Source organism: Gracilibacillus xinjiangensis (genome assembly GCF_042651765.1).
In the GTDB taxonomy this organism is placed as follows: Bacteria; Bacillota; Bacilli; order Bacillales; family Amphibacillaceae; genus Gracilibacillus; species Gracilibacillus xinjiangensis.
The window spans coordinates 1001368-1014796 of sequence record NZ_JBHSDT010000008.1; the positions used below are offsets into that span (position 1 = coordinate 1001368).

12 protein-coding genes are annotated in these 13429 nt (G+C 37.8%); all 12 read right to left on the reverse strand.

Features of this window, described 5'->3' with window-relative positions; all coding sequences use genetic code 11:
- Positions 1 to 115: 115 nt before the first annotated feature.
- The gene (gene pyrE, locus ACFOY7_RS16340; RefSeq protein WP_390253484.1) at positions 116 to 739 is read right to left on the reverse strand and encodes an orotate phosphoribosyltransferase; all 624 of its coding nucleotides are present in this window, start codon (positions 737 to 739) and stop codon (positions 116 to 118) included.
- A complete protein-coding gene (gene pyrF, locus ACFOY7_RS16345) occupies positions 732 to 1436 on the reverse strand; it encodes an orotidine-5'-phosphate decarboxylase (RefSeq protein ID WP_390253486.1) in 705 nt (234 codons plus the stop codon). The genes pyrE and pyrF overlap by 8 nt, the downstream gene beginning before the upstream one ends.
- Positions 1429 to 2346 carry a dihydroorotate dehydrogenase gene (locus tag ACFOY7_RS16350; protein WP_390253488.1) on the reverse strand — a complete coding sequence of 306 codons (918 nt, stop codon included), beginning with the start codon at positions 2344 to 2346 and terminating at the stop codon, positions 1429 to 1431. Before ACFOY7_RS16350 ends, pyrF begins: the two co-directional genes overlap by 8 nt.
- Positions 2343 to 3104, reverse strand: a complete 762-nt coding sequence (locus tag ACFOY7_RS16355; protein WP_390253490.1) for a dihydroorotate dehydrogenase electron transfer subunit — start codon at positions 3102 to 3104, stop codon at positions 2343 to 2345. The genes ACFOY7_RS16350 and ACFOY7_RS16355 overlap by 4 nt, the downstream gene beginning before the upstream one ends.
- Positions 3101 to 6301, reverse strand: coding sequence for a carbamoyl-phosphate synthase large subunit (gene carB / locus ACFOY7_RS16360; RefSeq protein WP_390253492.1), 3201 nt, complete (start codon positions 6299 to 6301; stop codon positions 3101 to 3103). The genes ACFOY7_RS16355 and carB overlap by 4 nt, the downstream gene beginning before the upstream one ends.
- On the reverse strand, positions 6301 to 7398 hold the full coding sequence (locus tag ACFOY7_RS16365; protein ID WP_390253494.1) for a carbamoyl phosphate synthase small subunit: 1098 nt from the start codon (positions 7396 to 7398) through the stop codon (positions 6301 to 6303). The genes carB and ACFOY7_RS16365 overlap by 1 nt, the downstream gene beginning before the upstream one ends.
- A complete protein-coding gene (locus ACFOY7_RS16370) occupies positions 7395 to 8675 on the reverse strand; it encodes a dihydroorotase (RefSeq protein ID WP_390253496.1) in 1281 nt (426 codons plus the stop codon). Before ACFOY7_RS16370 ends, ACFOY7_RS16365 begins: the two co-directional genes overlap by 4 nt.
- Positions 8635 to 9564, reverse strand: a complete 930-nt coding sequence (locus ACFOY7_RS16375) for an aspartate carbamoyltransferase catalytic subunit (protein ID WP_390253498.1) — start codon at positions 9562 to 9564, stop codon at positions 8635 to 8637. Before ACFOY7_RS16375 ends, ACFOY7_RS16370 begins: the two co-directional genes overlap by 41 nt.
- 33 nt (positions 9565 to 9597) lie before the next feature.
- Entirely contained in the window at positions 9598 to 10983 is a 1386-nt protein-coding gene (locus ACFOY7_RS16380) for a solute carrier family 23 protein (protein WP_390253500.1), read from the reverse strand.
- Positions 10984 to 11123: 140 nt separating this feature from the next.
- Positions 11124 to 11675: a bifunctional pyr operon transcriptional regulator/uracil phosphoribosyltransferase PyrR gene (gene pyrR, locus ACFOY7_RS16385; RefSeq protein WP_390253502.1), complete on the reverse strand. Its 552-nt coding sequence runs from the start codon at positions 11673 to 11675 to the stop codon at positions 11124 to 11126.
- A gap of 180 nt (positions 11676 to 11855) precedes the next feature.
- Positions 11856 to 12770, reverse strand: a complete 915-nt coding sequence (locus tag ACFOY7_RS16390) for an RluA family pseudouridine synthase (protein WP_390253504.1) — start codon at positions 12768 to 12770, stop codon at positions 11856 to 11858.
- Positions 12767 to 13240, reverse strand: a complete 474-nt coding sequence (gene lspA / locus ACFOY7_RS16395; RefSeq protein WP_390254141.1) for a signal peptidase II — start codon at positions 13238 to 13240, stop codon at positions 12767 to 12769. The genes ACFOY7_RS16390 and lspA overlap by 4 nt, the downstream gene beginning before the upstream one ends.
- Positions 13241 to 13429 lie beyond the last annotated feature (189 nt).

The following is a 13429-nucleotide window of genomic DNA, read 5'->3' on the forward strand; positions in this document are numbered from 1 at the left end:
CCAGGATATCAACTACTTTCGTTAGTCTTCCTGACTTTTCATCATCAATCAATTAAGCTTCTGGTCGATTTCTAGCGAATGATTAAAAATCCTGCGGTTGCCCGGGAAATGATAATTAATTATTGCCTAAATCATCACGCCATTCTAGTAAGTTTTGCTTTTCATCTATTGTAATTTCCCCTTTCTCAACCAAAGCATCAGCTAATACATCAAAGCTTGTAATTGTTGAGAATGGTATAGCAGCCTGATTAAATTGAACATCAGCTTTATTTAGACCGTAGCTAAATATAGCTAGTACACTTAAGATTTCAGCACCTGCTTCTCGTAAAACTAATGCACTTTCTAATGAAGAACCACCCGTTGAAATCAAATCTTCAATCACGATTACTTTATCACCTGGGGCTATTTTACCTTCGATTTGGTTCTTCTTCCCATGTCCTTTAGGTTTAGAGCGAACATATACCATAGGTAATTCTAAGTAATCGGCAAGCCACGCAGCATGTGGAATTCCTGCAGTAGCACAACCTGCAATGACGTCTGGTTTTACATCCATTTCTTCCAGCATCTTAGCAAAATGCTGGACAATCTTTTTTCTCACATCTGGATATGACATTGTTAAACGATTATCACAATAAATTGGTGAATGGATTCCGGAAGTCCATACAAATGAACGATCTGGACGGATTTGGATTGCCTTGATCTCATATAATGCATTCGCTATATCTTTTGAATTAAGCATTGTTCCACTCCTCTACTACACGCTGATAATTTTGACTCGGATTATTTGCCTTGGTAATACTGCGACCAATTACTAAATAATCGGCACCATTTTTCTTGGCAAATGCAGGTGTTGCTACTCGCTTCTGATCATTTGTATTACTATCCACTAATCTTATTCCGGGTGTAACAGTTAAGAAGTCTTTTCCACATACTTCTTTTATCCGTCCTGTTTCATGGGCCGAACACACAACACCATCTGCACCACTATCTTTCGTTAATTGGGCTAAACGTTCTACAGCTTCATCTAACGGTTGTTTGACATATAACTCCTCATGTAAAACTTGTTGATCCATTGACGTTAATACAGTAACCGCAATTAATTTCGGTAATTGACCTACAGCCCCAGCTTCCAATCCTCTTTTAGCCGCACGAATCATTTCACTTCCACCACTCGCGTGGACGTTAACTATATCTACTCCCAAGTTCGCTAGGTTGTACATTGCCTTTTCAACAGTTGTAGGAATATCATGCAATTTTAAGTCAAGGAAAATCGGGTGTTTATGTTCTTTTAACCATTTAATCATTGAAATACCTTCACGGTAAAATAGCTCCATCCCTACTTTTACTGGTAGACCATGGAAGTTGTGTTGTTCAATAAACTGCTTTACATCCTCACCTGTTCGAAAATCCAGTGCTAAAAAAAATGGTTTATCCATGGACATGCCCCTTTCCCGTTGCTGCTTTAACTGATTCAAATCCATATTTCGACAATGTTCCTGGTAAATCTGCAATAATTTCAGGACATACATAGGGGTTCTGAAAGTTGGCTGTCCCAATAGCAACAGCATTAGCCCCAGCTAATAAAAATTCTACTACATCCTCTGCTGTCATTATTCCACCCATACCAATGATCGGTACATCGCTGAGCGCTTGACGAACCTCATAAATCATTCGAATCGCAATTGGTTTGATTGCAGGGCCTGATAATCCGCCTGTTTTATTAGCAATAATTGGGGCGCGTTTTTTTAAGTTAATTTGCATACCTGTTAATGTATTTATCATTGATAATCCATCTGCACCTGCATCCACAACTGCTTTTGCCATTGTCGTAATATTCGTTACATTCGGGGACAATTTTACATAGACAGGATAGTTACTAACTTCTTTCACCTTATAGGTTACTTCTTTAGCTAGGTCAGAATCTGTACCAAACTGTACGCCACCCTCTTTTACATTCGGACAAGAGATATTCAATTCAATCGCAGCAATATCATTTGATTGATTTAACTTGCTTGCAACCTTTACATATTCCTCTACAGTACTTCCCGCAACATTAGCAATAATAGGAGTATCAAATTGGCGAAGGAATGGTAACTCATCTGTAATAATTTTATCAACTCCAGGATTCTGTAAACCAATTGCATTTAACATCCCGCTAGAAGTCTCTGCAACTCTAGGAGTAGGGTTGCCATATCTTGCAGCACCAGTTGCAGCTTTAACTATGATCGCACCTAGCTCATCCAGATCAAAAAATTGACTATACTCTTTACCAAACCCAAAACAACCTGAGGCAGGCATTACCGGGTTTTTTAATGAGAGTCCAGGTAGGTTCACTGTTAAACTCATGCCAAACTCACCTCGTTTGCTAAAAAGACGGGTCCATCTTTACAGATTTTCTTATTTTGTTCGGGGTCGGCTTTTAATGGGACAACACACGCATAACATGTACCAACACCGCAGCCCATTCTTTCTTCTAGAGAGATATATCCTTTTTGATTCGATAATTGGTTTGTCACTGCTTGAAGCATTGGTGTGGGTCCGCATGAGAAATAATAATCGATCGGCATATCTAACTCTGCAATAATTTCTGTGACAAAACCCTTCTGACCATAGGTACCATCATTTGTCGCAATAAATGTATCACCTAGTTGCTGGAATTTTTCTTCATAAAATACATGCGTTGCTGACTGAAACCCTAAAACACTCGTTACATTAACCCCTTTTTCCTTTAATTTTTTACCAAGGTAATAGAGTGGAGGAACCCCTATTCCTCCACCAACTAATAATGCATGACTAATTGTCAGCTCCTCAATTGGATAATGCGTCCCACATGGTAAAATCACATCCAAGTACTGACCATGCTTATATTTACTAAGGTTACGAGTACCTTCACCTAAAATTTTGAAAATCATCGTAAAAGTCTCTGCTTCGGGGTTAACATTGGCAATTGAGACTGGTCGTCTTAACATATGACCAGGTAACGCAATATGGACAAATTGACCTGGTTTTAATTCTTTACTTAATGATGACCGTAATACAACCTCAAATGTATCCTCTGCAATCTGAATATGGCTGAGAATTTCTAATGTTTGTTTCTTTATCACAGGACCACAGCCTTCCCTGCTACTGCTGGTCTTGCAGTAAATGTAGTTGAATCAATAACATTTACAATTGCTTCTGCGGTATCTAAGCTAGTTAGACAGGCAATTCCGTGTTCTACTGCTTCCCGGCGAATTCTAAAACCATCTGAACGTGGTTTTTTACCTGAAGTTAGTGAATTGACGACAACTTGCACTTCACCTTTTTCAATGATAGAAAGTACATTTTCACCTTCTGTATCGATCTTCCCAACAGTAGTAACCGACAAGTTTAATCCTTGTAAATACTTTGCTGTTCCTTCTGTCGCGTATAAGGTAAACCCTAATTCAAAGAAACGTTTGGCAATCTCTCCAGCCTCTTGTTTATCTTTATCTGCTACTGTAATTAATACAGCACCTTCCATTGGAACTTTCAATCCTGATGCTGTTAAGCCTTTATACAGTGCTTTTTCCAATGTTCGGTCACGGCCAATTGCTTCCCCTGTTGATTTCATTTCTGGCCCAAGCATTGTATCCACACTTCGTAATTTTTCGAAAGAGAATACTGGAACTTTTACCGACACTGTTTCCGGTTCTGGTAATAAGCCTTCTTCATAACCCATTTCTTTCAATGATTCACCAATAATACAACGTGTAGCAATGTTAGCCATTGTAACACCAGTGATCTTACTTAAGAATGGAATCGTCCTGCTTGCTCTTGGGTTTACTTCCAATACATATACTTCATTTTTATGAACAACGAATTGGATATTAATTAACCCTTTCACACCTAGTTTTTCTGCTATTTTGATTGTTGTATCAACACACTTCTGTTTGATTTCTGTTGATAACCGTTGAGTTGGGTATACAGCAATCGAGTCACCAGAGTGGACGCCAGCACGTTCAATATGTTCCATTACTCCAGGAATAATCGTAGTCTTCCCATCACTTATTGCATCAACTTCTACTTCAATACCTGTTAAGTATTTATCGATTAGTACGGGATGTTTATGCTTAATATGGTTTGTTTTAGCTAAATAACTTTCTAATTCAGATTCATTATAGACAATCTCCATCTGACTTCCGCCGATAACATATGATGGACGGACAAGTACAGGATAGCCAATAGTTTCTGCTGCTTCTTTTGCTTGATCTAGTTGGCGAACACTTTTTCCTTTTGGTTGTGGAATGTTTAGTTCTTGTAACAGCTGTTCAAATTTATCGCGGTCTTCTGCTGAATCAATTGCTTCAAGTGGTGTACCAAGAATTTGTACACCTCTTCTCTCTAATCCTTCCGCTAAATTGATCGCTGTTTGTCCACCAAACTGGACAATAACACCTTCAGGTTTTTCTAGTTCAACAACATGCATTACATCTTCTAGAGTTAATGGCTCAAAGTAAAGTTTGTCTGACACACTAAAGTCTGTTGATACGGTTTCTGGGTTACTATTCATTATGATCGCTTCATAGCCTGCCTCTTTTAATGCAAGGACAGAGTGAACCGTTGCATAGTCAAACTCAATTCCTTGACCGATTCGAATTGGGCCTGACCCGATAACTATCACCTTTTTTCGATCAGTCGCAATAGATTCATTTTCTTCTTCATAAGCACTATAGAAATATGGCGTCTCTGATTCGAACTCAGCAGCACATGTATCTACCATTTTATAAACAGGAAGCAACCCTTCTGCTTTTCTTGTTTCATAGATGGAATCTACTTCAACACCCCATACACGGGCAATTTGCGTATCTGATATACCCAGTAACTTGGCTTCTTTTAATACTTGAATATCATTGCGATGATTCGCTAGTTTTGTTTCAAAATTTATAATTTTTTTAAGCTTATTTAAGAAAAAGCGGTCAATCTTTGTTAATTCGTAAATCTCTTCTACCGTCATCCCTTTTCTGATAACTTCCGCTAAAACATAGATTCTTTCATCATCCGGCTTTACTAGTCTATCAGTTAGTTCTTCCATGCTGTTCTCTACCAGTTTCGGCAGAAAGAAATCTTCCCCGCTTATATCTAATGAACGAATTCCTTTTAACATCGATTCTTCGAAATTACGGCCAATTGCCATTACTTCGCCAGTTGCTTTCATTTGTGTACCTAACTGGCGATTTCCCAGAACAAATTTATCGAACGGGAATCTTGGGAATTTCGTTACAACATAATCCAGCGCTGGTTCATAGAGTGCATATGTTGTACCTGTAATTGGGTTCATAATTTCATCTAAAGTCATACCAATTGCGATTTTAGCTGCAATCTTGGCAATTGGATAACCAGTTGCTTTTGATGCTAATGCAGATGAACGACTTACACGTGGATTTACCTCTATAATATAATATTGAAAACTATAAGGATCTATTGCAAGCTGAACATTACATCCACCCTCTATTTTCAGTGCGCGAATAATTTTTAATGAAGCAGAACGTAAAAGTTGATATTCACGATCACTTAATGTTTGTGATGGCGCAACTACGATGGAATCACCTGTATGGATACCAACAGGATCAATGTTTTCCATGTTACAAACTACAATTGCTTGATCGTTTTTATCCCGCATTACCTCATACTCGATCTCTTTAAATCCTGCAATATTTCGTTCGATTAAACATTGGTTTACTGGAGATAATGATAGACCATTTCGTGTGATCTCACGCAAATCTTGCTCATTGTAACACATTCCCCCACCAGTACCGCCTAAAGTATATGCAGGGCGGACGATTAATGGATAACCAATATCATCTGCAAATGACAGTGCTTGATCTACAGTGTTAACAATTTGGCTTTCTGGTACAGGTTCGTTAATTTCATTCATTAAGGTACGGAACTTTTCACGATCCTCCGCTTTTTGAATGGCTTCTAATTTCGTACCTAGCAATTCTGTTCCTGTTTCTTCTAAGATCCCTGACTCATCTAAAGCAACAGCCAAGTTTAGTCCTGTTTGACCTCCAAGCGTTGGAAGGATAGCGTCCGGTCGCTCTTTTCGAATAATTTTTGATAAAAATTCCACAGTTAGAGGCTCCATATAAACAGTATCCGCAATAGTATGGTCTGTCATAATCGTTGCAGGGTTCGAGTTAGCCAAAATAACGGTATAACCTTCTTCTTTTAATGACTGACATGCTTGCGTTCCAGAATAGTCAAATTCCGCTGCTTGTCCGATGACAATAGGACCAGATCCAATTACTAATATTTTTTGAATATCCGTTCTTTTTGGCATTATGCTTCCTCCTTCAATGTTGCTTTATATGTTGTAATTGTTCCAATAAATTTATCAAACAAATAATTGGTATCATCAGGCCCAGGTGATGCTTCTGGGTGATATTGTACAGAAAATGCCGGGTATTTCGAATGTTTTACCCCTTCAACTGTCTTATCATTTAAAGCAATTTGCGTTAATTCCAGTTCTGTTGATTTAATTGAATCTTCTGTTACGGCATACCCGTGGTTTTGCGAAGTAAGATATGCACGCTCTGTTTCAAAATCATAGACAGGATGATTCGATCCACGGTGACCGAACTTTAATCTTTCGGTATCTGCTCCACAAGCAAGTGCTAATAGTTGGTGTCCTAAACAGATCCCGAATGTTGGAATTGTTGGAATAACTTGTTTAATCATTTCAATTGATTCCGGTACATTCTTCGGATTCCCCGGACCATTTGTCAACATAATTCCGTCTGGCTTTAATCGTAAAATATTTTCAGCACCGTAATTATAAGGAACAACCGTCACATGACAATCTCGTTTCGTTAATTCTCGCAAAATGCCGTGTTTCATTCCAAAATCTATTAATACGATTCGATAGCCTCTTCCTGGCGCTACATATGGTCTTATCGTAGAAACCCTTGCTACTTGATCAGTGAGTACTTCTCTCTCTTTAATTTTTTCTAGGCCATCTTCAACAGACAGATTTTCGTCTGCTTTTGTTAAGATTCCACGCATTGTCCCATGCTTACGAAGAATTTTAGTTAACTTTCTAGTATCGATTCCAGCGATCCCAGGGATATTATTCGCATTTAAAAAAGAGTCTAGGCTTTCATCACTTCTAAAATTGGAAGGAGTCTCACAATATTCTTTCACAATAAACCCAAAGATTGCTGGATTAATTGTTTCAAAGTCATCTTTGTTAATGCCATAATTACCAATAAGAGGGTATGTCATTGTAACAATTTGACCACAGTAGGAAGGATCAGACAATGTTTCCTGATACCCTGTCATTCCTGTAGTAAATACTACTTCTCCAATACTCTCTTCTGTTGATCCAAATGCTTGTCCTTCAAAAATAGTTCCGTCTTCTAAGATTAGTAGTCTTTTCATTGTGCTGCCTCCTCAAATACAACTTCACCTTGATAGATTGTTACAACAGGTTTCCCTAGAACATTCCACTCGTCGAAAGGCGTATTTTTTCCTTTTGAAAGGAATGTTGTTTTGTCTATTTTATAATTTGCCTGCAGATCAATTAATGTAAGATCTGCACTTTGACCAATGTCTAATCTGCCAAATGGCAAACCAAAGACATCTGCTGGTTTTACTGTCATCCAATCGATTAATTGTTTTAATGTAAAGATCCCTTTTTCAACAAAATGGGTATGTAGCAAAGAAAATGCTGTCTCAAATCCTACAATTCCAAACGGCGCTTCCTCCATCCCATTTGCTTTCTCTTCTTCTGTATGTGGCGCATGATCTGTTGCAATAAAATCAATTGTTCCATCAAGCAATCCTTCAACCAATGCTCGCTGATCATCCTGATCTCGCAATGGCGGATTCATTTTAAAATTTGCATCATTTTTGGTGATAGCAGTGTCATTAAGTAACAAGTGGTGTGGTGTAACTTCTGCTGTTACATGGATACCAGCTTTTTTCGCATCACGAATCACTCGGACAGATTCCTTTGTACTTACATGGCAAACATGATAATGACAACCAGCAGCTTCTGCTAACAATACATCACGAGCAATTTGAACAGATTCACAAACGGAAGGAATTCCTTGTAACCCAAGCTGCTTATTTACGGCTCCTTCATGCATTACACCAGCATGAATTAATGAATTATCCTCACAGTGTGCGACAATTGGCATATTAATAGATGCCGCCTGTGCCATTGCTTGTAACATCATATCAGCGGACTGGATACCAACACCATCATCCGTGAAAGCAAATGCGCCTTCTTCTTTTAATGCTTGCATATCTGTTAGTTGCTCCCCAATCAGTCTTTTTGTAATGGATGCATATGGAAGAACCCGGATTCTCGCTGTTTCTTTAATTTTGTCATTAATTTCTTTCATAACTTCAACAGAGTCGGGTGTAGGTTGGGTATTTGGCATCGCACAAACAGTTGTATATCCCCCTCTAGCTGCTGCATGGGTACCTGTTGCAATGGTTTCCTTCGCTTCCCCACCAGGCTCTCTTAAGTGAACATGGACATCAACAAACCCAGGTGATACTAGTCGATTTTTCCCATCAATAATTTCCGTATCTCTATGTTCAAGCTTTGTTCCGATTGCTTCAATTTTCCCATCATTGATTAAAATCTCGCATGCTTGAAGCTCTCCTTTATCCGATAAACGCATGACGTTGGTTAAAATCTTCTTCATAATAGTTTCCCCCTTGGTTTAATAATGACTGTATAACTGCCATCCTTGCCGCTACACCATTTTTCATCTGTTTGAAAATTCTAGAACGATCACATTCTACAAGACGGCTATCAATTTCGACACCGCGATTAACCGGGGCCGGATGTAAGATAACCGCATGTTTTTGCATTCTTTTTTCCCTTTCTATTGTTAACCCATATTTTTGCAAATAGCTGTCTTTATCTAATGCAAGGTGGTCTAGGTGTCGTTCATGCTGAATCCTTAGTAACATGAGAACATCTGCCATTTCTACTGCTTCATCCATTGTTATATATGGAAAATCTAATGTTTGATCTTGCCAATTTTCCATTCCTGTTAAATAAATTTCACAACCTAACGTTGATAATGCAATTGCATTTGATCTTGCAACACGACTATGCTTGATATCTCCTGCGATTACGACTTTTAAACCTCTAAATTGCTGATACTCCTGATAAATTGTTACAAGGTCTAACAATGATTGGGTAGGATGTTCTCCAGTACCATCACCAGCATTAATTACTGGTGTATGAATCGATTCTGCTAATTTCCGAGCAATATTTTCTTCTGAATGTCTTAATATAAGAACATTTGCACCGATTGATTCAAATGTTCTTGCAGTATCATATATGCTTTCTCCTTTTGTTACACTAGAAACTTCTGTCATAAAATCCAACACTTCTATTCCCAGGCGTCTTTGGGCCACAACAAAACTCATCTTCGTTCTTGTACTTGGTTCGAAAAATAAGTTAGCAGCAAAATATTGACCTTTAAGTGGTTTTGCACCATTTAGACTAATATGATCAGCTCTTCTTATTAACTTATACATTTCCTGTTCTGTGAGATCTTGCATTGTCACAAAATGTTTCATTTGTATGGCCTCCTTAAAAGTGTTGTTATCAATTTATTTTTCTTCCTCTGGTGATTCAAACATCTGTCCATTGCCATAGCCTGAATCTTTACCTGGTAAAACAAGATTTAATAGTAAACCGATTAATGCGGATAGCGCCATTCCAGCAATTTGCAGATTTTCTGCATCTTTTATTGGAATTTCAATATACGCTCCACCGATACCAATTACTAAAATTACTGAGGAAATAATTAGATTTCGGTTATTTCCTAAATCAATCTGATTGTCTATTAACATTCTGAGTCCGCTGGATGCTATAATACCGAATAGTAATATTGATACTCCTCCCATAACGGGTGTTGGGATCGAGGCGATAATTTCGGTTATTATACCGACAAATCCAAATAAAATGGCTAAAACAGCAGCACCACCTATAACAAACACACTGAACACTCTCGTTATTGCCAGAACTCCAATATTTTCACCATAAGTTGTATTAGGAGGACCACCAACAAGTGATGCAATAATTGTTGCTACCCCATCACCCAGGATAGAACGGTGTAAACCCGGTCTTTCTAAAAAATTTCTGCCTGCAATCTTAGATAATACCATTTGATCCCCTATATGTTCTGCCACTGTCACTATAGCTACCGGAACCATTAACATGACAATGCTCCAATTAAAAATCTCAGCAGGGTTGTAGGTTACGAATGGAATGACGAAATCTGGCATGACGAAAATTGCACCAATTGCTTCCGCTAATGAATTACTTTCAACAATTCGCTGCCACGCTGCTGTTACCCCACTCGTCTTAAGCACCTCTACTCCTGTTACTGCTGTAATAATCATTGAGTATAGATATCCGCCAATAATGCCAATTAATATTGGGATAAGACCTAAAAACCCTCTGAACATTAATGACCCCACTACTGTAATTAATAATGTCACCATTGCTGCACTAAAATGAACCCCACTGTATTCTCCATTAACGTTCATTGCCATATCGATAGCTGTTGGTGCCAAACCAAGTCCAATTACGATGATAACTGGTCCAACGACTACTGGCGGCAACACTTTCATCAACCATTTGGTTCCAAAGGCTTTGATTAAAAGTGACAAGATACCGTAAACAATCCCTGCCAAGAAGCTTCCGATCATTACACCACCTGTTCCACTAATAGCCATTGCACTAGTGATCGGTGTAATAAAAGCAAAACTTGATCCTAAATATGCAGGTATTCTACCTTTTGTTATCAATATATAAGCAAGGGTTCCTACACCACTTGATATTAAAGCTACTGCCTGTGACAAATCTGTTAGAAATGGTACTAATATTGTTGATCCGAACATCGCAAACAAATGCTGAATACTAAATAAAAACCATTTAGATAATTTCGGTACTTCTCTTACATCCAAAACGATATTATTTTTATTTACCATATTTTCTCGTCCCCTCTTCAATTTCTCTATAAAAAAACCTCTTTGCAAAATCGCAAAGAGGCAAACGTGTTGTTCGTTCTACAACCCGTATCCATCATGCGACCTTGCAAGTATCTCTGTACTCACTTAAAGGTCTTTATCTATTCTTCTTTTTCATAAATACTTACACTATCTATATTATCAATCTCTGCTAGTTCAACAGTAATAATTTCATTTTGAGATGTTGGGATATTTTTTCCGATGAAATCAGCCCGAATCGGTAATTCTCTGTGACCGCGATCAACTAAAACAGCAAGTTGAACCTGTGATGGTCTTCCATGATCCATAATTGCGTCCATTGCTGCCCGAACAGTTCTCCCTGTATAAAGGACATCATCTACAAGGACAATGTTCTTCCCTGTTACATGTTCTTTTAAATTTGCATCATTTAATTGAGGCTCCTGTGCTTCACCATCAACGTGTGTTAAATCATCACGATATAAAGTTATGTCCAATTCACCAAGCGGGACGTCTACCCCTTCAATTTCTTTGATGCGTTCTCTAAGACGATATGCAATCGGTACTCCTCTTGTTTTAATTCCGACTAACATTAACCCGTCTACACCTTTATTGCGCTCTAATATTTCGTGTGCTATCCTGGTTAATGCTCGTTTCATTGCGTTTGTATCTAAAACATTCGCTTTTTTGTTCATCATAATAACTCCTTTTATAGCCCATTATATAGAAAAAACCCTTTATTATCCGAGAGGAAATAAAGGGTTTTGGATACACTTACAGCGTCCAGTTGTATCCAGTTCCTTTTTCAGCCTCACGGGACTGTGTTAAAAGGCTTTATGATATTGAGATAATTATCGCAAAAAACTAAGTACAAGTCAATAGCTTTTTCGAATGTTTTCTAATACTTTCTCGAATTTTGTCGGTAACTCTGCTTCAAAACTCATTTCTTCATTGGAGATTGGGTGTTTGAAGGTTAGACGATATGCATGTAATGCTTGGCCATCAACGTCAATAGACTTTCTCTGTCCATATTTCGGATCGCCAACGATTGGAAAACCGATGTATTTCATATGAACCCTAATTTGATGGGTACGGCCTGTATCTAATACACATTTTATCAATGTGTATTTGCTGTGAAGTCGCTCCAGCACCTCGAAATGGGTAATTGCTGGTTTCCCGTTATCCACAACATCCATTAGTTGACGGTTTTTTTCACTTCTCCCGATTGGTGCATCAATCGTACCATATTCGTGAGGAATATCGCCATGAACCAGTGCTTTATATTCACGTTTAATTTGCTTTTCTTTCATCTGATCCGCAAGTTGTTCATGTGCCTTATCATTTTTTGCAACAACTAATAAACCACTAGTATCTTTATCAATTCGATGGACAATTCCAGGTCTTGCTACACCATTTATTCCTGACAAATCATCACAATGATACAGTAATGCATTGACTAATGTGTCATCTTGATGACCTGCTGATGGATGGACAACCATTCCGCTTTCTTTATTAACTACCATAATATCGTGATCTTCGAATACAATATCAAGTGGAATATCTCTCGCCTCTACCTCTAACGGTTCAACTTCAGGAATTTCCCATTCAATCAAATCATCTGGTTGGCATTTATAATTTTGCTTCACCTTTTTTCCATTTACTTCAATTAATTGTTTATCAAACCATGTTTTGATTTGAGAACGAGAATACTCTTCCGTTATATCAACTAATAATTTATCAATTCTTATACCTTTTTCATCTTGTTGTACTTTATATTGCTCCAAGCTCATGCATTTTTGCTCCTTTTCTGGTTACGCTCATCAAGTATTGTACCGATAAATATGAGGATTACACCTACCACAAGTGCGGAATCCGCAATATTAAAAATGGGATAATCATATGACCCTAAATATACATCGAAGAAATCAACCACTTCTTTACGAAATAGCCTGTCAATGAAATTCCCGATTGCACCCCCTAGTACTAAAGCTAAGGAAACTCCTATTAAGTTACTATCTTTCGCGTGTTTTTGAATATAATAAATTACAAAACCAATCACCACTGCAGTTATAATATAAAAGAATACCATTTGTCCCTCAAGTATTCCCCATGCAGCACCTGTATTTCGATGAGATGTTAAATAAAATACATTTTCAACAACTGTTATTTGCTCACCAAGTTCCATATTTTGTACAATCCATAATTTTGTCAATTGATCTAATCCGATAATAACGACTGCTATGGTATATACCCACCACATAAAAACACCAACCTCTGTTTCATTAATATCATTATACACACTTATAAATATTATAGCATGTTTTTTCCTTTCACAGGAAAAATATATAAAAAGCCAACTATACAAAACAACAAAGTATAGCTGGCTTTTATTTGTATCAGTAATTTTAATGCATCTGATGAAGATTTTAACTAGTGAACCTTATCCATT

Bases quoted from the DNA above. Each gene is read 5' to 3' on its own strand.
- ACFOY7_RS16390 (WP_390253504.1), bottom strand. From the start codon at position 12,770: ATGAGCTTGGAGCAATATAAAGTACAACAAGATGAAAAAGGTATAAGA.
- ACFOY7_RS16350 (WP_390253488.1), bottom strand. From the start codon at position 2,346: ATGAGTTTAACAGTGAACCTACCTGGACTCTCATTAAAAAACCCGGTA.
- ACFOY7_RS16380 (WP_390253500.1), bottom strand. From the start codon at position 10,983: ATGGTAAATAAAAATAATATCGTTTTGGATGTAAGAGAAGTACCGAAA.
- pyrF (WP_390253486.1), bottom strand. From the start codon at position 1,436: ATGGATAAACCATTTTTTTTAGCACTGGATTTTCGAACAGGTGAGGAT.
- carB (WP_390253492.1), bottom strand. From the start codon at position 6,301: ATGCCAAAAAGAACGGATATTCAAAAAATATTAGTAATTGGATCTGGT.
- pyrR (WP_390253502.1), bottom strand. From the start codon at position 11,675: ATGAACAAAAAAGCGAATGTTTTAGATACAAACGCAATGAAACGAGCA.
- ACFOY7_RS16370 (WP_390253496.1), bottom strand. From the start codon at position 8,675: ATGAAGAAGATTTTAACCAACGTCATGCGTTTATCGGATAAAGGAGAG.
- lspA (WP_390254141.1), bottom strand. From the start codon at position 13,240: ATGTGGTGGGTATATACCATAGCAGTCGTTATTATCGGATTAGATCAA.
- pyrE (WP_390253484.1), bottom strand. From the start codon at position 739: ATGCTTAATTCAAAAGATATAGCGAATGCATTATATGAGATCAAGGCA.
- ACFOY7_RS16375 (WP_390253498.1), bottom strand. From the start codon at position 9,564: ATGAAACATTTTGTGACAATGCAAGATCTCACAGAACAGGAAATGTAT.
- ACFOY7_RS16365 (WP_390253494.1), bottom strand. From the start codon at position 7,398: ATGAAAAGACTACTAATCTTAGAAGACGGAACTATTTTTGAAGGACAA.